This is a genomic window from Catellatospora aurea (assembly GCF_042663325.1).
In the GTDB taxonomy this organism is placed as follows: Bacteria; Actinomycetota; Actinomycetes; order Mycobacteriales; family Micromonosporaceae; genus Catellatospora; species Catellatospora aurea.
The window spans coordinates 17,971-40,775 of record NZ_JBHTAC010000029.1; the positions used below are offsets into that span (position 1 = coordinate 17,971).

Genomic DNA, 22,805 nt, shown 5'->3' on the forward strand with positions numbered 1-22,805 from the left:
CTACGACACAGCGCGGCCATGGTGTTGACTGGCTCATGTGCGTACACCACTGATCACTGCGGTGGAGCTGGCCGACCGGCTCCGCTCGGGGCAGCCCACGACCGTGCTGGATGTGCGGTGGCGGCTGTCCGGCCCGCCCGGCCGCGACGACTACGATGCCGGCCACCTGCCCGGAGCCGTCTTCGTCGACCTCGACCGCGACCTGTGCGGGCCGCCCGGACCGGGTGGCCGCCACCCGCTGCCGCACCCCGAGGCGCTGGAAGGCGCGCTGCGCGCCGCCGGCGTACGCGAGGGCCGGCCCGTCGTGGTCTACGACGCCGGTGACGGCATGGCCGCGGCGCGGGCCTGGTGGACGCTGCGCTGGGCCGGCCACGCCGACGTGCGGGTGCTCGACGGCGGCTTCGCCGCCTGGTCCGCCGCGGGCGGCGAGGTGACCGACAAGCCGTCGGAGGTCGTCCGGGGTGACGTGACCGTGGTGCCCGGTGGCATGCCGGTGCTCGACGCGGTCGGCGCGGCGGCGCTCGCGGCCGACGGGGTGCTGCTGGACGCGCGGGTCGCACCGCGCTTCCGGGGTGAGACCGAGCCGATCGACGCGGTCGCCGGACACGTGCCGGGCGCCCGCAACCTGCCCTACGGCGAGCTGGTCAACGCCGACGGCACGCTGCGCGCCGACCTGCCCGAGGTGTTCGCCGACCTGGGCGACGCGCCGGTCGGGGCGTACTGCGGCTCCGGGGTGACCGCCGCGCACACCGTGCTCGCCCTGCACGCCGCGGGCCGCACCGACGCCGCGCTGTACGTCGGCTCCTGGAGCCACTGGATCACCGACCCGTCCCGGCCGATCGGCCGCGAATGAGAGGCGAGGTCAGGTCATGACGGCGACCGTGGTGTGGAGTGACGCGCTGCTGGGCTACAACCTCGGCGATCATCCGCTGAACCCGGTGCGCGTCGAGCTGACCATGGCGCTCGCCCGGGAGCTGGGCGTGCTCGACCGGCCCGGGGTGCAGCTGGTCGCGCCGGAGCCGGCCACCGAGGCCGAGCTGCTGCGCGTGCACCGCCGGGACTACCTGGACGCGGTCCGGGCCGCCCCGGACGACCCGTTCTTCCGCGGGTACGGCCTCAACACCCCGGACAACCCGGTCTTCGAGCACATGCACGAGTCGTCGGCGCTGGTCTGCGGCGCGACCCTGGCCGCGGCGCGGGCCGTGTGGTCGGGCCGGGCCCGGCGCGCGGTCAACGTGGCGGGCGGCCTGCACCACGCGATGCCCGCCCGCGCGGCCGGGTTCTGCGTGTACGACGACCCCGCCGTCGCCATCGCCGACCTGCTCGCCCAGGGCGCGGAGCGGATCGCGTACATCGACGTCGACGTGCACCACGGCGACGGCGTGCAGGAGATCTTCTACGACGACCCGCGCGTGCTCACGGTCAGCCTGCACGAGGGCCCGCTGACCCTGTTCCCCGGCACCGGGTACGTCGAGGAGACCGGCGGCCCGCAGGCCGAGGGCACCGCGGTCAACGTGCCGCTGCCCCCGGGCACCGGCGACCGGGGCTGGCTGCGCGCGTTCCACGCCGTGGTGCCGTCGGTGGTGCGCGCCTTCCGGCCGCAGCTGATCGTGCTGCAGGCTGGGGCGGACACGCACCGGCTCGACCCGCTGGCGAACCTGCGGCTGACCGTCGACGGGCAGCGGGCGGCGCAACTGGCCGTGCGCGCGCTCGCCGACGAGGTCTGCGAGGGACGGCTGGTGGCGACCGGCGGTGGCGGATACGCGCTGGTCGAGGTGGTGCCGCGGGCCTGGACGCACCTGCTGGCGATGGTCACCGGCGAGCCGCTTGATCCGGCCACCCCGCTGCCGGAGTCGTGGCGGGAGTTCGCCGCGCGCCGGGTGCCGGGGCGGGCGGTGCCGACGACGCTCACCGACGGCGGCGACGTCACGTTCACCCCGTGGCAGCCCGAGGCCGAGGGCGACCAGCTCGACCGCGCGATCATGGCGGCGCGCAAGGCGGTCTTCCCGCTGCACGGGCTCGACCCGCACGACCCCCGGGACTGAGCCATGACCGGCGCGGATGTGCTGCTGTCCGACGGCACCACGGTCCACCTGCGGCAGATCACGCCGCAGGACGGCGACGCGGTGGTGGCGATGCACTCGCGCTTCTCCGAGCGCACCCGCTACCTGCGCTACTTCTCGCCGTACCCCCGGATCCCGGCCCGGGACCTGCACCGGTTCGTCAACGTCGACCACGTCGACCGGGAGGCGTTCGTGGTCGCCGCGGGCGACCGGCTGGTCGCGGTGGGCCGCTACGAGCGGCTCGGCGAGCAGGCCGTCGACGCCGAGGTCGCGTTCGTGGTCGAGGACGCCTACCAGGGCCGCGGCGTCGGCTCGGTGCTGCTGGAGCATCTGGCCGCCGCGGCCGCCGAGGCGGGCATCACCCGATTCGTCGCCGAGGTGCTCCCCGAGAACGGCGCGATGCTGCGCGTATTCACCGACGCGGGGTACGAGGTGACCAGGCGCTACGCCGACGGCGTGGTGACGCTGACCTTCCCGGTCGCGCCGACCGAACGTTCCCGCGCCGTGCAGGCCGACCGCGAGCAGCGCACCGAGGCCCGCTCGGTGGCCCGCCTGCTGCGCCCGCGCGCCGTCGCCGTCTACGGCGCGAGCGCGTCGGGCCACGGCGTCGGCGCTGCGGTGCTGGCCCACCTCCGCGCGAGCGGGTTCGCCGGTCCGGTGCACCATGTGCACCCGCAGGGACCGCTGCGGTCGCTGGCCGAGCTGAGCCCGCAGTCCCTTCCGACCGGCGGCCCGTCCAGTCCCGGTGAGCCGGGATCCGGCCTGGTCCGCGGGGAGGAGAAGCCCCACGGTTCCGGCATCGATCTCGCCGTCGTCGCGACGCCGCCCGTCGCGCTGCCCGAGGTGCTGGCCGATGCGGCCGCGGCAGGCGTGCACGGGCTGCTGGTGCTGACCGAGATGGACCCGGCGCAGCGGCGTGACCTGGTCCGAGCTGCGCGGGTAGCGGGCATGCGGGTGATCGGGCCGGGCAGTCTCGGCATCGCCGACCACGCGGTGAGCCTGAACGCGACGCTCGTGCCACGGCTGCCCGCGCCGGGTCGGGTGAGCCTGTTCTGCCACTCCGGCACGCTGGGCCTGCTGCTGCTGGCCGAGGCCGAGCGCCGCGGGCTGGGCGTGAGCGGTTTCGTCAGCGCGGGCCGCCGCGCCGACGTGTCGGGCAACGACCTGCTGCAGTTCTGGGCCGAGGACCCGCACACCGACGTCGTCGCGATGTACCTGGAGTCGTTCGGCAACCCGCGCAAGTTCGCCCGGATCGCCCGCACCACCGGGCGGCACAAGCCGATCGTGATGCTCGCCGGGCACACCGGCCACGGCGGGTCCACCCTGGACGAGGCCGCGATGCAGGCGCTGCGGGCGCACTCCGGCGTGATCGAGGTCGGCACCGTCGGCGAGCTGTTCGACGTGGCGACCCTGCTGGCGGCCCAGCCGCTGCCGGCCGGCGACCGGATCGGCGTGGTCGGCAACGCGTTCGCGCTGTCGGCGCTGGCCTCGGCCGAGATCCGGGCCGCCGGGCTGCGCGTCGGCCGGTCCGGCGCGGTCGGCCCGGCCGCCAAGCCGGACGAGTTCGCCGCCGCGGTGCACGCCGCACTGCACAGCGACGACACCGACGCCGTGGTCGTGGTCGTCGCCCCGCCGCTGCCGACCGGCCCGCTCGCCGCCGACCAGAGCGCGGAGACGGCGCTGCTGGGCCCGTACGCCGACGCGCTGGCCGACGCCGTGCGCGACGCCGACAAGCCGGTGCTGGCGAGCTTCCTCGCCGGGCGCGGGCCGGCGCAGGTGCCGTCCTACCGCTCGATCGAGGAGGCGGTGCGGGCGCTCGCGCAGGTGACCCGCCGCGCCGCCTGGCTGCGCGCGCCCGCGGGCACGCTGCCGCCCGCGCCGCCCGGGGCCGACCCGGCCGCGCCCGACCTGGAGACCCTGCTGGACTCGTACGGCATCCCCGTCGTGCCGAGCACCCGCGCGGCAGGCGCCGAGCAGGTCGCCGCCGCCGCGGCCGGTTACCGGGCCGCGGTGGCGCTGAAGGTGGCCGACCGGCCCAACCGCATCGACCTCGGCGCGGTACGCCTCAACCTGGCCGGCCCGGACGAGGTCCGCCGCGCCTACACCGACCTGGAACAGCTGTTCGGCGCGGGAGTCGAAGTGCTGGTGCAGCCGATGGTCGCGCCGGGGATCGCCTGCGTGGTCGAGGTCGTCGACGACCCGGCGTTCGGCCCGGTCGTCGGCTTCGGCCTGGCCGGCCCGGTCACCGAACTCGTCGGCGACCGCGCCTGGCGCGCCGCGCCGCTCACCGACACCGACGCCGCGGCCCTGGTCCGCGCCCCGAAGGCCGCCCCGCTGCTCGCCGCCGCCGACGCCGACGCCCTGGCCGCGCTGCTGGTCCGCATCGGGCAGCTCGCCGCAGACACGGCCCGCCTGCGCCACCTCGTCTTCAACCCGATCCTCGTCCACCCCACCGGCGTCTCCGTCCTGCACGCCCTGGGCGAACTCGCCACCTCCACCCCCCGCCCCGACACCGGCCCCCGCCAACTGAGGTAAGAAGGGCACCTTCTTCACGCTCCGCGTAGAAGAAGGTGCCCTTCTTAACCTCCGATGCCCGCACCACTCACGGCGTCGGTCCCGCCGTGTCCGGTGCGGACGGTGCGGCGGCCGACGCCTGGCAGGTCGGCGGATTGAGGCGGTCGCACTGCGGGGGCAGCAGGTCTGCGAACTCGGCCGTCGCCAGCAGGTTGCCCGCGGCGTCGTACGCCCGCACGGTCGCCGTCACCTTGCCCGCCTCGGTCCACGACCCCGCCCCCTTGGTCAGGGGGACCTCGTCGACCTGTCCGTTGCGCACCAGCTCCGCCCGGACCCCCGACGGCGGCGCGATGATCTGCAGCCGCTGGTTGTCCTCGGCCGCGTAACTGGGCAGGCGCATCACGATCAGCGCCTGCTCCGGCCCGGCGGCGAAGCCGGAACCGGTCGGGTGGTCCCGCCAGTTGCCGTCCGCGTCGGCGATCCCGGTGAAGTACGGCCCACCCCCGTCAGCCGTCACCACCTGGACGGTGACCGCGCGCCCCGTCCCGCCGGCCGCGCCGGGCGCGGGCACCTGCGAGCTCCACAGCACCCGCAGCGTCGCACCGGTGCCCGCGAGCTGGGTCAACCTGAGCAGCGAACTGCCGACCTGCTCCGCCACGTCGGGGAAGGCCGTGCCCCGCCCGCCGTACGGCTTCGGGTCGAGTCCCACCGCCGCGCCCGTGTCAGCCGGGTAGGTCTGGACCTCGCGCAGCACCGTGTCCCCGAGCCGCACCCGCAGCCGCTGGCTCCGGGCGACCTCCACGACGGCGTAGTAGCCGTCGGGGACCTCGACCGGGTGCCAGGTTCGGGTCACGCCGGTGGACGACCACAACGCCTGCCCCTCCTCGTACACCGCTCCGACCGGTCCGAGCAGCAGGAAGCTCTCCTCCGGGTGCACCCCGTCGCCCGTGCCGAAGTTGGTCTCCTCGGCGGCCTCCAGCGATCCGGAGCCGGTCTGGTACAGCTCCTCCGGCCCCTCACCCAGGTCGCCGAGGAACGCCGCCTTGAGCGGCCACCCGTCCATGCCCGCGGTGAGCACGTAGCGCCGCGAGCCGATGTCCCCGGCGAACAGCACCTTGATGCGGTCCGGGTCGGTGGGCATGTACGGCCCGTCGCCCGGGTTGCCGCGCACCGAGCCGACCTCGGCCGCGGTGCGCCGCCGCATCACGTCCAGGAACGCCTCGTCACCGGCGAGGCTGCCGCGGGTGGGCGAGCGCAGCAGGGGCAGCAGCGCTGCCGGCACGGACGCGGCGGGCTGGTGCGGTCCGTCCCCCGGCGGGGTCAGCAGCCAGATGGTCGGCGTGGTCACCAGCAGCACGAAGACGACGGCCAGGACGGTCACCCGCCGCTGCCGGCGTCGCCGGCGCAGCCGAACCACCCGGGCGTACGGCTCGGGCCGCGGCCGGACGTCGTCGGCGTGCCGGTCCAGGGTGGCGCGAAGTTCGTCGATCATGTCAGTTCTCCCCGTTCGCGGCGGCCATCGACGGGGCGGGGACCAGCTCACGCAACCGGTCCAGGCCGCGCGATGCGTGGCTCTTCACCGTGCCCACGCTCACGCCCAGGATCTGCGCGGTCTCCTGCTCCGACCGGTCCTCCCAGTACCGCAGCACCAGCACCGCGCGCATGCGCACCGGCAGCCGGTGCAGCGCGGTCCACAGCTCGTCGCGGTCCTCGATCGCCGGATCGTGCCCCGGCCGGTCCGGCAGCACCGCGGTCACGATCTCCCGGATCGGCCGCCGCCACACGTTGGCCAGCTGGTTGACCATGACCCGGCGCAGGTACGCCTCGGGGTGGTCCATCCGCCGCCACTTCGGCAACGCCGCGGCGAGCGCGCTCTGCAGCAGGTCCTCCGCCCGATCGCGAGAACCGCACAGCAGGTACGCCGTGCGTAACAGCGCGCTGTAGCGCTGCTCCACGAACGCCTCGAAGTCGTCGTCGGGCATCGAGCCGGTCTCCCCTCGTCCGTCCACCCCACCGAACACGGGAGCGTCCCGAAAGGTTGAGCGCCGGACACGGTAAAGCCGCGCGGCCCCGGTCGGTTGACCGGGGCCGCGCGATTCAGCTGGGAGAACGTCAGGCGGCGTACACCGAGAGGCGCTCGGCGCGCTCGCCGCTGCGCAGCTTCAGCAGCGTGGTCTTCTCGATCTGGCGGATGCGCTCGCGGGACAGGCCGAACTCCTTGCCGACCTCGTCCAGGGTGCGCTGGCGGCCGTCGTCCAGGCCGAAGCGGAGCCGGATCACGGCCTGCTCGCGCGTCGACAGGGTGGACAGCACGATCTCGACCTCGTCGCGCAGCTGACCCTGGGCCAGCGCGTCGGCGGCGTCCCCGCGTGGGTCGACCGCGGCGACGAAGTCGCCCAGCGCGCTCTCGCCGTCCTCGCCGACGGCCTGGTCCAGGCTGACCGGCTCGCGGTCGTACGAGATCAGCTCGATGACCTGGTATTCCGGGATCTCCAGGGCGACCGCGATCTGCGCGATGGACGGCTCGCGGCCGAGCGCGGCGGCGAGGTCGCGGCGCACCCGGACCATGCGGTTGACCTGCTCCACCATGTGCACCGGGATGCGGATGGTGCGGGCCTGGTCGGCCATGGCGCGGGTGATGGCCTGGCGGATCCACCAGGTGGCGTACGTGGAGAACTTGTAGCCCTTGGTGTAGTCGAACTTCTCGACGGCGCGGATGAGGCCGAGGTTGCCCTCCTGGATCAGGTCCAGGAACGCCATGCCGCGTCCGGTGTAGCGCTTGGCGATGCTGACCACCAGGCGCAGGTTCGCCTCGAGCAGGTGGTTCTTGGCGGCCTGGCCCTCGCGGATCACCGTCTCCAGGTCGCGGTCGTGCTCGATGCCGTCGCGCTCCATCACGTACTCGGCCATCAGGCCGGCCTCGATCCGGCGCGCCAGCACGACCTCCTGCTCGGCGGTCAGCAGCTTGGTGCGGCCGATGAGGTTGAGGTACGCGCGGACGAGGTCGGTCGAGACGCCCCGCTCATCGGTCTCGTCCAGATCGGCAGTCGTGCTGTCCAGTACGGCCACTGCGTTCATGCTCTCGTCGCTCATCGCTGTCCTCCCCGTGTCGCCTTGTGTACTGGACAGCTTGGTGTATGGCGCGTGAGACGGCGGTGAGACGATTTCGTGAATCTGCCACGATGGGGCGGACAGGGGAGGGACGTGTGGTCGTGAAGCGCCTGATGCGCATGTTCGGGGTCGGCGGGCCGTCCGTGCGGACGGAGTTGACGGTGTCGCGGGCCAAGCCCGGCGGCAAGCTCACCGGCACCGTCGAGGTCACCGGTGGTGATCACCAGGTATCGATCGGATACATCGCGTTGGCGCTGGTCACCGACGTCGGGGTGCAGGGTGGGCTGCTCGGTGACCAGTCCACCGGAGAGATCAGCCGGCAGAAGGTGGTGGAGGGCTTCACGCTGGCCGCGCGGGAGCGTCGGATATTCGACATCACCTGCGACGTGCCGCTGGAGACGCCGCTGACCCGCGCCTTCGGGCAGCCGATCGCCGGGATGAACGTCGGCCTGCGCACCGAGCTGGAGGTCGCCCGTGCGGTCGACCGCACCGACCTGGACCCGGTCGAGATCGAGCCGATGCCGGCGCAGCAGCACATCCTCGACGCGCTGACCAAGCTCGGCTTCCAGTTCGTGAAGGCGCACATGGAGAAGGGCCGCCTGCGCGGCCTGCCCCAGACGCTGCCCTTCTACCAGGAGATCGAGTTCCTGCCCGGCTCGGCGTACGCCGCCCAGCTGCGCAACCTGGAGGTCACCTTCGTCGCCACCGACCGCAAGCTGCACGTCGTGATGGAACTGGACAGAAAAGTCGGCCCGCTCGCCGACCGCGACATCTTCGGCCGATTCACGGTCGACCCCGCCACCATCGCCGACACCGACTGGCGCGGCCTCCTGCAGGACTGGCTCACCCAATCCACCGCCCGCAAGGGCCCCCTCTTCTGACCTTTCCTGCGTTGATCATGAACTTATGGCACGGCTCGACGGCGGGTCGCTGCCATAAGTTCATGATCACCGGGGTGGTCGGCTCCCGTTGTCAGAGGTCGAGGATGAGGGTGTTCGGGCCGACGTTCACCGACTCCACCAGCATCTGGGTGCGGAAACGTCCCGTCTCGACGGTGGCGCCGCGGGCGCGGAGCGCTTCGACGAACGCGGTGAACACCGGCTCGGCGACCTCGGCGGGGGCGGCGGCCTGCCAGGTGGGGCGGCGGCCCTTGCGGGCGTCGCCGTAGAGCGTGAACTGGCTGACCACGAGCAGCGGCGCGCCGACGTCCGAGGCGCTGTGCTCGCCGTCGAGCAGGCGCACCTCGTACACCTTGCGGGCCATCGTCTCGACGGTGGCCTGGGTGTCGCTGTGCGTGACCCCCAGCAGGACCAGCAGCCCGTCCTTGATCTCCCCGACCACCTCGCCGTCCACGGTCACGCTGGCCCGGCTCACCGTCTGCACTACCGCGCGCACCGGCACCTCTCTCCCATCGCTTCGATCATGAAGTTATGCCGACGACACACCGTCGAACCTTGCCATAAGTTCATGATCAACCCCTCAGGTGGGGAGGAGGAGGCCGCGTTCGACCAGGTGGTCCAGGACGGGGAGGAGGGCGTCGGCCAGGGCTTCGGTGGGGGCTTCGTGGGCGGTGGCCAGGAGGGCGATCTGGTCGTGGAGGGGGAGGTCGCCGTTGGAGCCGCTGACCAGGGCGAGGATGAGGGGGTCGATCTCCTCGACCCAGCGCAGGCCCTCGGGCATGGCCAGCAGCTGGCGGTCGACGATCCAGCCGTCGTCGCCCATGGTGGCCTCCTGACGTAGCTGGAGGCCGTCGACGCGGCGGTAGCGGGCCGACAGGAGCTGGTCACGGTTGCGGGCGTCGAGCCAGTCGCGGCGGGAGAACCACTCCGTGACGCGGTCGCCGAGCGGGGGCTGGACCTGCTGGCGCAGGTCCTCGCAGACGACCGACGGGTCGGCCTTGTCGCTGTGGCGGGCCGTGACCAGGCCGAAGCCGATCGCCTCGACGCCGTGCGCGGCGAACCAGTCCAGCCACTCGGCCGCCCGCAACGCGTCGTGCTTCTCGCTCGCGTCGGCCAGCCAGAGGCGTACGTAGTCCAGCGGGTCGCTGACCTCGCGCTGGATCGCCCACAGGTCCATGCCGGTGCCCGCGAACCAGCTCGCGACCCGGTCCTCCCAGTCCTCGCCCTTGACGTGCACCCAGTTGGCCAGGAACTGCAGCGTGCCGCCCTCGTTGAGCAGCGTCGGCGCGGCCCCGGCGAGCTCGGCGCAGACGTCGTCGCCGGCCCGGCCGGAGTCGCGGTACACGTGGGTGGCCAGGCCGGGCCCGACCACGAACGGCGGGTTGCTGACCACCAGGTCGAACCGGCGGTCGGCGACCGGGGCGAGCATGTCGCCCTGCAGCAGCTCCCAGCTCATGCCGTTGAGCGCGGCCGTCGTCGCGGCGAAGCGCAGCGCGCGCGGGGACAGGTCGGTGGCCGTCACGGCGCGCGCGTGTGTGCTCAGGTGCAGCGCCTGCACACCGCAGCCGGTGCCGAGGTCGAGGGCGGTGCCGACGGGGGTGCGCACCGTCGCGCCGGCCAGCGTCGTGGACGCGCCGCCCACCCCGAGCACGTGGTCGGCGGGCAGCTGGCGGCCCGGCTGGGCGGGCAGGTCGGAAAGGACCCACCAGTCGCCGTACGGCTCCAGGTCGACGCCCGCCGCGAGCCCGCCGTCGGCGAGCACGACCAGCCCGGCCGCGCGGGCCGCGGCGACCGGCAGCGGGGCCAGCGCGGCGGCGACGGCGGCCTCCGGCTCGGTCTGCCCGCAGATGAACAGCCGGATCAGGGTGTCCAGCGGATCACCCGAACCGGTGATCCGCAGCGCGGCCCGGAAGTCGCTGCGGCCCGCGTCGGCCGACGCCTGCGGCCCCAGCCGGTCGGCGATGCCCGAGGCGGTGAACCCGGCGCCGGTCAGCGCGGTTCGCAGATGATCGATGTCAGCGGTATCCAGCAGCGTCTGCACCCTGACATCGTGCACCAACGCGCGGCGCACGGTGCAGGGACGTGTGCACTAACCTGCTGCGCATGGCACAGGTATGGGCGCACTGGCACACCGTATTGATCACGACGGCGGCGCTGGTGCCCCTGACCCTGCTCGTCGTCGCCGGACTGGTCCGTCACCGGTCGCGGGCGGGCGTGCCGCGCGGCCTCGCGTGGCGGTGGTCGCTGGCCGAGGGCGCCATGGTGCTCGGCACGCTGCCCTGGGTGTGGATGACGATGACGCCGCAGCAGGTGCCGCCGGACACGACCATGCTGTACCTGGTGCCGCTGAGCGACCTCGGTCAGCAGTTCACCATGCCGCTGCCGTGGGTGGTCGCGCAGATCGGCGGCAACCTGCTGGTGTTCTTCGCACTCGGGGCGGGTGCGCCGGTGCGGTTCGCGGCGGTCGCCTCGCCCATGCGGCTGCTGCTGCTCGGGGCGGCCTGCTCGCTGGCGATCGAGGTGACCCAGCTGCTGTTCGTCGCCAACCGGGTGTGCAGCGTCGACGACGTCCTGGTCAACGCCGTCGGCTGCCTGCTCGGCGGCCTGGTCACCCGCCCCTGGTGGTCCCGCGCGCGGGTGGCCGTCCCGGCCTGACCAAGGTCACTTTCCGCCAGATGCCCGGCAAATCCGGAGCTACAGATCCAGGTGTACGCGGAGCGCGGCGTCCAGCCTGCTCAGCGTTTCGGGGCGTAAGCTGCCGAGCCGTTGGCGGAGGCGGACGAAGTCGACGGACCTGACCTGTTCCGCCTGGGCCTTCGAGTCGCGGCTCAGCCCGGCCTCACCCGCCGGGATCAGCACCTGGAACGGGTAGACCCGTTCGGTGTTCGAGGTCACCGGCACGAGCGTGACGACACCGCGGCCGTTTCGCTCCGCGGTGCGGTTGGCCACGGTGTTGCCCACGAGAACCGCGGGCCGGACCTTGTTGGACTCGGATCCCTGGGCCGGGTCGAGGTTGACCAGGTACACGTCACCGCGCTGCATCTGCCGGCCCGTCGCCTTCGGTGGCGCTCCACAACCGGCCGTCCTCGCCGGCGTCCCACTCGTCGTAGGCCGCCGCGTAGGCGTCTTCGAGTTCACTTGCCCGCAGCAGGTCGATGGCGCGGTGCAGGACCGCAGACCGAGACGCGCTGCCCCGGCGGTCGGCGTAGTCATCGATGAACTCGATGTCTTCCGCCGGCAGGCTGACGCTCAGTTTCATGGATTCGATGCTACCCGGAGGGGTCGATCGATGCTACTGGCGTTGCTACCGAGGGTACGGCTGCGGCGAATACGCCGAGCCGTGTGGGTTGCCCGTGTCGGATTCTGAGATCCTGTGACCATGGCGAAGTTGTGGTTGGCACAGGATGCCGCGGCGGATGAACTCCTCCTGAATGACCCGTTTGCGCGAGTACTCGGCATGCTGCTGGACCAGCAGATCCCGCTGGAGAAGGCGTTCGTCGGGCCGTACCGGCTGGCCGAACGGATGGGCGTGCAGCGGCTCGACCCGGCGCAGATCGCCGACTACGACCCGGCCGCGTTCGCGGAGCTGTACGCGACCCCGCTCGCCATCCACCGTTTCCCCGGCTCGATGGCCGAGCGTTCGCAGAAGCTCGCCCGCGCCGTCGCCGACGAGTACGACGGCGACGCCGCGAAGATCTGGACCGGGGCCAAGGACGGCAAGGACCTGTTCAAGCGGCTGTCCGCGCTGCCCGGCTTCGGCAAGATGAAGGCGCAGATCTTCATCGCGCTGCTGGGCAAGCAGTTCGGCGTGCAGCCCGAGGGGTGGCGCGAGGCGGCCGGGGTGTACGGCGAGGAGGGCTCGCTGCGCTCGGTCGCCGACATCCGCGACGCGGCCTCGCTGGCCAAGGTCCGCGAGTTCAAGAAGCAGATGAAGGCCGAGGCCAAGGCCGCCAAGTCCTGACGCGCCCACCCCGGCCGGCGCCGAGCCGCCGTCATCCCAGCTCACAGACCTGAAGAGTGAGGAAGGGCACCTTCCACAACGTATACCGAACGTATACCGATAAGAAGGTGCCCTTCCTTCGCTTTAGACGCTGTCGAGGAGGGCTTCGGTGTCGGCGGGGGCGGGGGTGGGTGGCGTGGGGGTGCGGCGGGGGCGCATGCCGAGGGCGGCGAGGGCGCCGAGCAGGCAGATCGCGGCGGTGCCGAGGAAGATCTCGCGGTACTCGGCGCGTAAGGCGGCGTCGAGGGCGGTCTGGTAGGTGGCCAGGGCGCGGCGGAACTCGTCCTCGGTCATGCCGAACGGCAGCGGCGTGGGCAGGTCCTTGGTGAACTCCTGGAAGCGGTGCAGGCCCCAGGCGGTCAGCGCGGCGACGCCGAGCAGCATGCCCATCATCCGGGCGACCACGACGGCGGCCGAGGCCACCCCGTGCTGGGCGGCGGGCACGATCCGCAGCACGAGCGCCGACAGCGGCGCGATGACCAGGCCCAGGCCGAGCCCGGCGAGCACCAGGTCGGTGTCGAGCCGGGGCAGGCTGACCGGGCCGAGTTCGTGCCGGGCGGCCAGCAGGTCGGCGGGCCAGCCGGCGATCAGCAGGTACGCCCCGGCGGAGCCGGCCAGGCCGACGACGGTGAGCGCCCGTTCGCTGAGCCGCCGCAGCAGCAGCCCGCCGAGCACCGCGCCGACCGGCAGCGCGACCAGGAACCGGGTGAGCAGCAGCGTGCTGTCCAGGCTGTCCAGCCGGAGCAGGGTGTGCCCGACGAGTTCGACGTCGACCAGGGTGACCATGAGCGCGGCTCCCGCGCACGCGCTCGCGGCCAGCGTCGCCAGCAGCGGTCCCATGGCGACGCCGGCCGGGTCGAGCAGGCGGGTGCGGGCACGCCGCTCCCAGGCGACGAACGCGACCAGGGCGACACCGGCCGCGGCGAGCACGGCGGGTCCCCAGCTCGGCAGCACGTCGTGCGCGGGGTCGGGGTTGTACAGGCCGATCACGCACAGGCCGAGCACGAGGGCGAGCAGCAGCCCGCCGACGACGTCGACGCGTCGCGGGGGAGCGTCCGGGTCGGGGCGGTGCGGCGGGACCAGCAGCCAGACGGCGACGCCGATGAGCACGGCCAGCGGGATGTTGATCCAGAAGATGCCGCGCCAGCCGATCCACAGTGCCACGGCCGCGCCGAACAGCGGGCCGAGCACCGCGCCGAGTTCCTGTGCCGCGCCGACCCAGCCGAGGGTGGCGGGCCGGGCGGCGGGCGGGAACAGGTCGGCGATCAGCGCCATGGTGACGGGCAGCAGCGCGCCGCCGGCCATGCCCTGCAGCGCCCGGCCCGCGACCAGCGGGGCCAGGTCGGTCGCGGTGGCGGTGACGACGGACCCGACCGCGAACGCGGCGAGGCAGGCGAGGATGAGGACCCGGCGGCCGTACCGGTCGGAGAGGCTGCCCAACAGGGGCATCGCCGCGACGTAGCCGAGCAGGTAGCCGGTGACGAGCGGGGTGGCCCGCTCCAGGTGGTTGATCGGGATGCCGAGGTCGTTGACGATGTCGATCAGCACCGAGACCAGCACGTACGCGTCGAGCGCGCCGAGCAGCACGGCGAGGGCGCCCATGCCGACGGCGAGACGGTGCCGCGGGGCGGCGGGGACCGCCCCGCCGCCCGTGGCGTCGTGATCAGGGCGCACTGATCGTCACCGGGTCGTTGTACTTGGTGAAGGTGACGGTGACCGTGCCGGCCGGGTCGCTGCCCTTGGCCGGGATGGTGAACACGCCCTTGACCAGCTGCTTGCTGGTGGCGTCCAGCCAGATGTCGCCGGTGACGCCGGCGCCGACGCCCGGGATCAGCGCGGCCAGCACGACCGGGTCGGGCTCGACCTGGATCTTGTAGGTCTCCTTGCCGTCGACCGTCTCCTTGGCCTTGGTGGTCGCCGTCTTGATGCTGGTGAGCAGCTTGGCGACGCCGCGATTGGGGTCGAGGATGGCCGACGGGTCGTACACGGTGGCGGCGGCGGCCAGGGGCAGCTTCTGGAAGCCGCCGGTGGCGGCCTTGAGCCACAGGTCGGTGCCGACGATGACGAACTGGGCCTCGATCGCGGTGCCGAACTGCTCGATGGAGGCGGTGCCCTGCGCGGAGCCCGCCTGGGTGAGGTCGCCCTCGGCGCGCTTGAGGGTCAGCCCGCTGATCTTGCCGTTGACGTCGATGACGAAGTGCGCGGACTTGACCTCGGCCATCGCCTTGGCCCCGTCGGCCAGCAGGGTCTGCGCGGCGGGCAGGTCGGCGGGCAGGGTCTTGTCGTCCGCTGTGGAGGTGCACCCGGTGAGGGTGAGGGCCAGGGCGGCGAGCGCGGCGAGCGCGTGCGAGGTGCGGGACATAACGCGCATGGTAGTGGGGGCCGCCACGCCGGGCCCGACACGCCGCTTGCACAGGTGTTGACCTGGTCTTTCTTATACCAGTTTCGCGAAGTCCCCCGCAGGGGTCCGGACCGGAATCCGTCCTTCGGTCCATAGCAGACCGGACGAACCTTCTGAAATCCGGAGCAAGCTATCGGTCGCTCGGTAGCATCACGGAGGGTGAGCTAACGATTTCATTTGGTAATCGTTATGGCGTCGTCCTCCACCTTCCGGGCGGAGTTCGAGGGCCGCTCGCCCAGGTGGAGCCTCCCGGCACCACCGTGTCCTGCCTGAGGAGAACCAATGACGATGCTCAGCGAGCCTGACGCATTGACCGGGCCGTCCGTCCACTGCGACCTGCCCGGACCCCGTTCGGCCGAACTGCTGGAGCGCCAGCAGCGCCGCGAGTCCAACGCGCGTACCTATCCCCGTAACATCCCCATCGCCATCGCCGAGGGTTCCGGCAGCTTCGTGCGCGATGTCGACGGCAACGTGTTCATCGACTTCCTCACCGGCGCGGGCGTGCTGTCGCTCGGCCACAACCACCCCGAGCTGGTCCGTGTCGTCACGTCGCAGCTGGGCCGGCTGACCCACGCGCTGGACTTCCCGACCCCCGCCAAGGACGCGTTCGTCGAGGCACAGCTGTCCATGCTGGCCCCTGGCCTGCGCGAACGCATGCGCGTGCACTTCTGTGGGCCGACCGGCGCCAACGCCGTCGAGGCCGCCATCAAGCTCTGCAAGACGGCCACCGGCCGCGGCGACATCGTCTCGTTCCAGGGCGGCTACCACGGGTGCAGCCACGCCGCGATGGCCGCCTCCGGGCTGGTCTCGCAGAAGCGCCCGATCGCCAACGGCGTGCCCGGCGTGCACTTCTACCCGTACTCCTACTGCGCCCGCTGCCCGCTGGGACTGCGCCCGGACACCTGCGAGACCAACTGCGCAGGGCTGCTGGAGAAGTCGCTGCTCGACCCCAACGGCGGCGTCGCCCGGCCGGCCGCGGTGATCCTGGAGCTGGTGCAGGGCGAGGGCGGGGTCATCCCGGCCACCCGCGACTTCGTCCGGCGGGTGCGGGCGCTGACCCGCTCGCTGGACATCCCGCTGATCGTCGACGAGGTGCAGACCGGGTGCGGGCGCACCGGCACCTGGTTCGCGTTCGAGCAGTACGACATCGAGCCCGACGTGATCGTCGCGTCGAAGGCGCTGTCCGGTATCGGCACGCCGGTCGCGCTGATCATGTATGACGAGCGGCTCGACGTGTGGCAGCCCGGCGCGCACACCGGCACCTTCCGGGGCAACCAGCTCGCCTTCGCCGCGGGGGCGGAGGCGGTCCGGATCCTGCACCGCGACCAGATCCTGGCCAACGTACGCGAGCGCGGGGCGCAGGTGGCCGAGCGGCTCGGCGAGCTGCGGGCCCACCCGGTGGTCCGCGAGGTGCGCGGCCGGGGCCTGATGTGGGGCGTGGAGCTGGCCGACCCGGGCGACGGGCGCTCGGCCGGGCAGCTGGCCCGCCAGGTGCAGTCCCGGGCGCTGCGCCGCGGCCTGATCGTCGAACTCGGCGGCCGGGACGACTGCGTCATCCGGATCCTGCCGCCGCTGAACGTGACCGCCGAGGTCATCGACACCGCGTGCGGCATCGTCATCGACGCCATCGAGGAGTCGTACCGCGCCGCCGAGGCGAGCGAGCCGGCGTCCTCGCGCGCCGGTGCGGACGGCATGGGCTGAGCACGGGGCGTTCCAGCGCCCCTGACCGCGCTGCGGCGGACCGGCGCGCCCCGCGCACACCGCGCGGGGCCGCCGGGAAGGCTCCCGCATCGCCCGAACACGGCGGTCCGTGCACCGCGGACCCCGCGTTCCCCGGAACAGGCCCCCACCGGCCCGCCCGTTCCGCTCACCCGTCCTTGTCGTCCGCGGAGGGAGAAGCCCATGAGCACACGCGTCCTCGATGTCAATGATCTTCCCGAGTTCCCTGACGTCGAACCCGGCCGCAACGGAGGTCTCGTGCTGACCTGCCCGGGCTACGAACACGAGCCGCGCTGGCGGCCGGGCGAGCGGTTGTCCCAGCTGTTCGAGCAGCAGTGCGACCGGCTGCGCCGGTACGGCCGGGGCGAGCAGCTCGCCGTGGACACCGGCGAGGAGGCGCTCACCTACGACGAGCTCGACGCGCGCGCCAACCGGCTGGCCCGGCACCTGATCAGCCGCGGGGCCCGCCCCGGCGACCGGATCGCGCTGCTGTTCGACCAGCCCGTGCAGTCGTACGTCGGCATGCTCGCCATCGGGAAGATCCACGCCGCGTACGTGCCGCTGGACACCGGCTTTCCCGCCGACCGGCTCGCCTACATCGTCGGCGACTCCGGGGCGCGGCTGGTGCTGTCGGTGTCGCACCTGCGCGAGCACCTGGCCGAGGTCGCCGAGGCCGAGGTGCTCTGCCTCGACGAGATCACCGCCGAGCTGGCGGCCGCCGCCGACGAGCGGCTGACCGGCGACGAGCGGGGCGAGCCCGCCGACGAGCTGGCGTACATCATCTACACCTCCGGCTCCACCGGCCGGCCCAAGGGCGTCGCCGTCGAGCACGCCGCCATCGTCAACTTCGTCCGGGTCGCCGCCGAGCTGTACGGGGTGCGCCCGGAGGACCGGATGTACCAGGGCATGACCATCGCCTTCGACTTCTCGGTCGAGGAGATCTGGGTGTCCTGGATGGTCGGCGCGACCCTGGTGCCCAAACCCGGCGGGGCCAGCCTGCTCGGCCGGGACCTGTGGGAGTTCCTCACCGCGCGCGGCGTCACCGCGATGTGCTGCGTGCCGACGCTGCTGGCCACCCTCGACGAGGACCTGCCCGACCTGCGCTTCCTGCTGGTCTCCGGCGAGGCCTGCCCGCAGGACCTGGTCACCCGCTGGCATCGGCCGAACCGCCGCTTCCTCAACGTGTACGGGCCCACCGAGGCGACCGTCACCGCGACCTGGACGCCGGTGCACCCGGACAAGCCGATCACGCTGGGCCTGCCGCTGCCCACGTACGCCACGGTGATCCTCGACCCCGACGCGCCCCGCGCCCTGCCCCCGGGCGAGCTGGGCGAGATCGGCATCGCGGGCGTCGGCCTGGCCGTCGGTTACGTCAACCGCGACGACCTGACCGAGCGCGCCTTCATCCCCGACTTCCTGAAAATCAGGAACAACCCGTCCGGGCGCATCTACCGGACCGGCGACCTGGGCAGGGTCAACGAGGCCGGTGAGATCGAATACCTGGGTCGCATCGACACCCAGGTGAAGATCCGCGGCTACCGCATCGAGCTGACCGAGATCGAGTCGGTGCTGCTGCAGGTGCCGGGCGTGGCCCAGGCCGTGGTGGACACGCACAGCCCCGAGCCGGGCGTGACCGAGCTGGTCGGCTACTACAGCCTGCGCAAGGACACGGTCGCGCTGGACCGCCAGCAGATCTACGCCTGGCTGCGGGAACGGCTGCCGGGGTACATGATCCCGTCGTACCTGGAGCAGCTCGACGCGATCCCGATGCTGCCCAGCGACAAGGCCGACCGCAAGAGCCTGCCGCCGCCGAGCAACCGGCGGCTGGCCGCCCCGCCCACCGCGGCCGAACCCGCCACCCCCGTCGAGCAGGGGTACGCCGAGGTGCTGGCCGAGATCGTCCGGGTGGACCGGGTCGGGGTGGAGAGCCACTTCTTCGAGGAGGTGGGCGCGGACTCGCTGCTCATGGCGCGCTTCTGCGCCAAGGTGCGGCAGCGCGCAGACCTGCCCTCGGTGTCCATGCGCGACGTGTACGTGTACCCCACCGTGCGGGCGCTGGCCGCCGCCGTCGCCCCGGCCGCCGCCGAGAACGCGCGGCCGCGCACCGCGCCGGTCCCGGCGCGCCAGACCCGCCGGGCCAGCTCGCTGCAGTACTGGGCCTGCGGCGTGGCGCAATTCGTGCTGGGGCTGGGCAGCGCGGTGATGGGTGGCGTCCTGCTCGTCGTCGCGATCATCTTCCTGGCCGGCGCCGACGGCTACCTTGAGCTGTACCTGCGTTCGGCGGCCTTCAGCATCGTGGGCTTCGTGATCCTCGCCCTCTACCCGGTCGCCGTGAAATGGCTGCTCATCGGGCGCTGGAAGGAGCAGGAGATCCCCCTATGGAGCCTGGCCTACCTGCGCTTCTGGTACGTGCGCATGTGCGTGGGCGCCAGCCGGCTGCTGATGTTCTACGGCACCCCGCTGTACCCGTGGTATTTGCGCATGCTGGGCGCGAAGGTCGGCCGCAACGTGGTGATCCTGTCACCGGTCATGCCGGTCTGCACCGACCTGCTGACCATCGGCGATGACACCGTCATCCGCAAGGACTGCCACTTCACCGGCTACCGGGCCCAGTCGGGCTACATCCAGACCGGCCGGATCACCATCGGCAGCGACGTCATCATCGGCGAGCACACCGGACTGGACATCAACTGCGCCATCGGCGACGGTGCCCGGCTCGGGCACACCTCGACGCTGCCCTCGGGGTACGCCGTGCCGGCCGGGGAGAGCTGGCAGGGTATACCGGCCCAGCCCGGACATGCCGGGCTTCCCGCAGTGCCGCCGCGCAGCTGCGGCTGGCTACGCAAGACCGTCTACAGCGGGATCAAGATCGCCAACCTGGTGCTCGCGCGCGGTCCGCTGGTGTTCGGCGCCCTCGTCGCGGTGGTCACCCAGGTGCCGCTGCTGCGCAGCCTGGTCGACGGCCGGCCGTTCTCCATCAGCAGCATGATCTACCTGGACCTGGTGCTCATCTCGGCGGTGCTCTACATCGGTTCGCTGCTGTTCGGCCTGGCCTTCATCGTCACCATCCCGCGCTTGCTCAACCTGCTGTGGAAGCCGGACACGGTGTACCCGCTCTACAGCTTCCGCTACTGGCTGCAGTCCACCATCTCGGGGATGACCAACTCGGCGCTGTTCATGCGCCTGTTCGGCGACAGCTCCTACGTCGTGAACTACCTGCGCTGGATCGGCGTGGACCTGCAGCAGGTGGTGCAGACTGGCTCGAACTTCGGCATCGAGTTCAAGTTCGACTCGCCGTTCCTGTGCACCGTGGGCACCGGCACGATGGTGTCCGACGGGCTGTCCCTGGTGAACGCCGACTACTCCACCACCTCGTTCACGATGTCGCGGGTCACGGTCGGCGCCCGCTCGTTCGTCGGCAACGACGTGACCTTCCCGGCGAACCACGCCGTCGGCCAGAACGTGCTGTACGCGACGAAGGCGACGGTGCCGACCGACGGGCCGATCCGCCACGACACGGGGCTGCTCGGCTCCCCGTCTTTCCCGATCGCCCGGGTCGTCGCGCGGGAGTCCGGCTGCGAGCCCCCCACCGGCGACGCGCTGCGCCGGCAACTGGCCCGCAAGGATCGGTACAACCTGCGCACCATGGCCTGGTTCCTGCTGGTCCGATGGATCCCGGTCGCGGTCGGCATCGTGGTGCTGGCCGCGGCGGTCGACCTGTACGCCGAATGGAGCCTGCTCGTCGTCCCCGCCGCCGCGGTTTTCATGATGGTGTTCCAGTTGTTCTACAGCGTGCTCGTGGAGCGGATCGTCGGCCGGTTCCAGCGGCTGCGTCCGCGACGCTGCTCCATCTACGACCCGTACTACTGGTGGATCGAGCGGCTGTGGAAGCTGGAGGCGCCGGTCCCGTACGCGGGCACCCCGTTCCGGCCGTGGGTCTGGCGCATGCTGGGCGTGCGCATCGGCAAGCGGGTGTACGACGACGGCGCCTACATGTCCGAGCGAACCATGATGACCATCGGTGACGACTGCTGCCTGAACTCCAGCGTGGTGATCCAATGCCACTCGCAGGAGGACGGCATGTTCCGGTCCGAGCCGACCGTGATCGGCTCCGGCGCGACCATCGGCGTCCACGCGTTCGTGCACTACGGCGTCACCGTCGGGGAGAACGCGGTGCTCGGACTGCACTCCTTCCTGATGAAGGGCGAGCAGATCCCCGACGGCGAGGACTGGACCGGCAACCCGGCGCGGCAGGTGTGCGAGCCGCTGCCCGCCGCGCCGCGCCGGACCAGGCCCGTGCCCTGCGTGTCCGGCCCCCGGGCCGGCTCGCGGGCGGCGGCCCGCGCCCTGCTCACCGAGCTGCGGGCGACCCCCTCGCCGCGGCGGCGGCGTCCGGCGGGCGTTGCGGTCTCCCTGTTCGCGCTGGCCGCGTGCCGGCGGCGGGAGAAGGACCTGGCCCAGTTCCTCAGCGCGGACGAGCGGGCCGAGGCCGCGAGCATGCGCTCGGACGAGCGCCGCAGCTCCTTCGTCGTCACCCGGGCGCTGGTCCGCATGATCCTGTCGATCGAGTGGCACGGCGAGGTCGCGCCGCGCAACTGGAGCCTGCACTACGGCGGATTCGGCAAGCTGACCGTGTCCGGGCCGCTGTCCGGCATCGACGTGAGCGTCTCGCTGACCGACTCGGCGATCGCGGTGGCGGTCTCCGACGCGTACGACATCGGGGTGGATCTCGAACCGGCCGGCCGGGAGCACACGTCGCTGCCCTGGACGGCGCTGTCGGCCGCCGAGCACGCCCGCCTGATGGAGGCCGACGACCAGGGGGAGCAGCTGCTGCGGATGTGGACGCTGAAGGAGGCCTTCACCCGCTGCGCCGGCGACGACGGCGAGGTCCGCTTCGAGCAGCTGGACACGCTGCTGGAACCGCTGCAGGTGGTCGGCGCCGCGCCGAACGGCCGCCAGCGCTACTGGTTCCACCAGGAGCAGTGGGGCAGCGCCGCCGAGCAGCACTGGGTGACCGTCGCGGTGCGGCGGCGGCCCGCCGGACGGCGCGGGCGCAGACCGGCCGGTCGGGGCGTACGCCCCGCGGTCGCCAAGTCGCTGGGCCGCGCCCCGCGCCCCGCCACCCGCTCCGCCGCTGGCCAGGACGTGATGATGCAGATCCTGGCCGGTGGCCGGGTCACCGCCCGCACCGTCCCGTCGCCGAACAGCGCGTCCGGCGGGGACGCCTAGCCACGTCGCACCGGCGTCACCGGTCGCGTCGCCCGACAAGGCGCGGCCGGTGACGCCTAGACTGCGGGGTCATGGGCGTCACACACCACGGGCGCACCGAGCGCCTCGACCTCGCCGATCCGACCCTGCGCGACTGGACCTGCACCGTGCTGGCCGCCGATGCCGAACAGGGCATCGTGCTGGACCGCTCGGCCTTCTACCCGGGCGGCGGCGGCCAGCCGCCGGACCACGGCGTGCTGCTCTGGCAGGGCGTGCAGACCCGGATCACCGGCACCCGCAAGGGCGACGACCTGTGGCTGATCCCGGCCGAGGGAGACCCGGTGCCGCCGGTCGGCACGCAGGTCGCGGGAGCCGTCGAGGACACCCGGCGCACCCTGCTGATGCGTACGCACTCCGGCTTGCACGTGCTGTGCGGGGTGGTGTTCCGCGACTTCGGCGCGCTGGTCACGGGCGGCAACATGGAGCCGGGTGAGGCCCGGATGGACTTCAACCTGCCCGAGGTGCCCGCCGACTTCAAGGCGCGGCTGGAGGAGCTGGTCAACACCGAGGTCGGCGCGGACCGCCAGGTGGTGACGAAGGTGCTCGGCCGGGACGAGGCGCTGGCCCTGCCCGACATCATCCGCACCCAGTCCAACCTGATCCCCGCCGACGAGCAGGAGATCCGCATCGTCGACATCGTCGGCCTGGACGTGCAGGCCGACGGCGGCACCCACGTCGCCTCGACCGCCCAGATCGGCAAACTCCAGGTGGTCAAGGTCGAGTCCAAGGGCAAGGCCAACCGCCGCGTCCGCGTCCGCCTCGCCTGACCCACCCGCCCCTTGCCGCAACTCTTGAAAAGTCGCGGCCTCCGGATGGCCGGGATGCCGCGA

General features: G+C 72.5%; 18 protein-coding genes. 9 read left to right on the plus strand and 9 right to left on the minus strand.

What is annotated here, in order from left to right; genetic code table 11:
• The first annotated feature begins 28 nt into the window (after nt 1-28).
• From ACFQO7_RS24695 to ACFQO7_RS24705, 3 genes are read left to right on the plus strand one after another with little or no spacing between them, the layout of a single operon-like run.
• Nucleotides 29-853, plus strand: coding sequence for a sulfurtransferase (locus ACFQO7_RS24695; RefSeq protein WP_376808644.1), 825 nt, complete (start codon nt 29-31; stop codon nt 851-853).
• Between the two features lie 16 nt (nt 854-869).
• On the plus strand, nt 870-2,045 hold the full coding sequence (locus ACFQO7_RS24700; RefSeq protein ID WP_376808599.1) for an acetoin utilization protein AcuC: 1,176 nt from the start codon (nt 870-872) through the stop codon (nt 2,043-2,045).
• A gap of 3 nt (nt 2,046-2,048) precedes the next feature.
• Nucleotides 2,049-4,598, plus strand: a complete 2,550-nt coding sequence (locus ACFQO7_RS24705) for a GNAT family N-acetyltransferase (RefSeq protein WP_376808600.1) — start codon at nt 2,049-2,051, stop codon at nt 4,596-4,598.
• 67 nt (nt 4,599-4,665) lie between these two features.
• Here ACFQO7_RS24705 and ACFQO7_RS24710 read toward each other — a convergent pair whose 3' ends face one another.
• The 3 genes from ACFQO7_RS24710 to sigB all read right to left on the minus strand — a co-directional run bounded on the left by ACFQO7_RS24710 (nt 4,666) and on the right by sigB (nt 7,670).
• A complete protein-coding gene (locus tag ACFQO7_RS24710; RefSeq protein ID WP_376808601.1) occupies nt 4,666-6,069 on the minus strand; it encodes a hypothetical protein in 1,404 nt (467 codons plus the stop codon).
• A 1-nt stretch (nt 6,070) separates the two neighbouring features.
• On the minus strand, nt 6,071-6,559 hold the full coding sequence (locus tag ACFQO7_RS24715; RefSeq protein ID WP_376808602.1) for a SigE family RNA polymerase sigma factor: 489 nt from the start codon (nt 6,557-6,559) through the stop codon (nt 6,071-6,073).
• A gap of 130 nt (nt 6,560-6,689) precedes the next feature.
• Nucleotides 6,690-7,670: an RNA polymerase sigma factor SigB gene (sigB, locus tag ACFQO7_RS24720; RefSeq protein ID WP_376808603.1), complete on the minus strand. Its 981-nt coding sequence runs from the start codon at nt 7,668-7,670 to the stop codon at nt 6,690-6,692.
• A gap of 113 nt (nt 7,671-7,783) precedes the next feature.
• Between sigB and ACFQO7_RS24725 the strand changes: the two genes are divergently transcribed.
• Nucleotides 7,784-8,569, plus strand: coding sequence for a sporulation protein (locus tag ACFQO7_RS24725; RefSeq protein ID WP_376808604.1), 786 nt, complete (start codon nt 7,784-7,786; stop codon nt 8,567-8,569).
• A gap of 91 nt (nt 8,570-8,660) precedes the next feature.
• On the opposite strand, the gene dtd is transcribed toward ACFQO7_RS24725, so the two are convergent.
• Together dtd and ACFQO7_RS24735 are read right to left on the minus strand one after the other, a co-directional pair.
• A complete protein-coding gene (gene dtd, locus ACFQO7_RS24730) occupies nt 8,661-9,083 on the minus strand; it encodes a D-aminoacyl-tRNA deacylase (protein WP_376808605.1) in 423 nt (140 codons plus the stop codon).
• A gap of 84 nt (nt 9,084-9,167) precedes the next feature.
• Complete coding sequence (locus ACFQO7_RS24735) at nt 9,168-10,628, minus strand: DUF7782 domain-containing protein (protein ID WP_376808606.1); 1,461 nt, start codon at nt 10,626-10,628, stop codon at nt 9,168-9,170.
• A gap of 62 nt (nt 10,629-10,690) precedes the next feature.
• Between ACFQO7_RS24735 and ACFQO7_RS24740 the strand changes: the two genes are divergently transcribed.
• On the plus strand, nt 10,691-11,242 hold the full coding sequence (locus tag ACFQO7_RS24740; protein ID WP_376808607.1) for a VanZ family protein: 552 nt from the start codon (nt 10,691-10,693) through the stop codon (nt 11,240-11,242).
• Between the two features lie 39 nt (nt 11,243-11,281).
• Here ACFQO7_RS24740 and ACFQO7_RS24745 read toward each other — a convergent pair whose 3' ends face one another.
• Nucleotides 11,282-11,629, minus strand: coding sequence for a type II toxin-antitoxin system PemK/MazF family toxin (locus tag ACFQO7_RS24745; protein ID WP_376808608.1), 348 nt, complete (start codon nt 11,627-11,629; stop codon nt 11,282-11,284).
• Nucleotides 11,616-11,846, minus strand: coding sequence for a ribbon-helix-helix domain-containing protein (locus ACFQO7_RS24750; protein ID WP_360529955.1), 231 nt, complete (start codon nt 11,844-11,846; stop codon nt 11,616-11,618). The genes ACFQO7_RS24745 and ACFQO7_RS24750 overlap by 14 nt, the downstream gene beginning before the upstream one ends.
• Before the next feature lie 120 nt (nt 11,847-11,966).
• Between ACFQO7_RS24750 and ACFQO7_RS24755 the strand changes: the two genes are divergently transcribed.
• Complete coding sequence (locus tag ACFQO7_RS24755; protein WP_376808609.1) at nt 11,967-12,548, plus strand: HhH-GPD-type base excision DNA repair protein; 582 nt, start codon at nt 11,967-11,969, stop codon at nt 12,546-12,548.
• A gap of 123 nt (nt 12,549-12,671) precedes the next feature.
• Here ACFQO7_RS24755 and ACFQO7_RS24760 read toward each other — a convergent pair whose 3' ends face one another.
• The gene (locus tag ACFQO7_RS24760; RefSeq protein WP_376808610.1) at nt 12,672-14,261 is read right to left on the minus strand and encodes an MFS transporter; all 1,590 of its coding nucleotides are present in this window, start codon (nt 14,259-14,261) and stop codon (nt 12,672-12,674) included.
• Nucleotides 14,251-14,949 carry an LppX_LprAFG lipoprotein gene (locus tag ACFQO7_RS24765; protein WP_376808611.1) on the minus strand — a complete coding sequence of 233 codons (699 nt, stop codon included), beginning with the start codon at nt 14,947-14,949 and terminating at the stop codon, nt 14,251-14,253. The genes ACFQO7_RS24760 and ACFQO7_RS24765 overlap by 11 nt, the downstream gene beginning before the upstream one ends.
• A gap of 321 nt (nt 14,950-15,270) precedes the next feature.
• Between ACFQO7_RS24765 and ACFQO7_RS24770 the strand changes: the two genes are divergently transcribed.
• The 3 genes from ACFQO7_RS24770 (at nt 15,271) to ACFQO7_RS24780 (ending at nt 22,742) form a co-directional block, all read left to right on the plus strand.
• The gene (locus tag ACFQO7_RS24770; protein WP_376808612.1) at nt 15,271-16,689 is read left to right on the plus strand and encodes an aspartate aminotransferase family protein; all 1,419 of its coding nucleotides are present in this window, start codon (nt 15,271-15,273) and stop codon (nt 16,687-16,689) included.
• Nucleotides 16,690-16,890: 201 nt separating this feature from the next.
• Complete coding sequence (locus ACFQO7_RS24775; RefSeq protein ID WP_376808613.1) at nt 16,891-21,936, plus strand: Pls/PosA family non-ribosomal peptide synthetase; 5,046 nt, start codon at nt 16,891-16,893, stop codon at nt 21,934-21,936.
• Nucleotides 21,937-22,007: 71 nt separating this feature from the next.
• A complete protein-coding gene (locus tag ACFQO7_RS24780; RefSeq protein WP_376808614.1) occupies nt 22,008-22,742 on the plus strand; it encodes an alanyl-tRNA editing protein in 735 nt (244 codons plus the stop codon).
• Nucleotides 22,743-22,805: the final 63 nt, after the last annotated feature.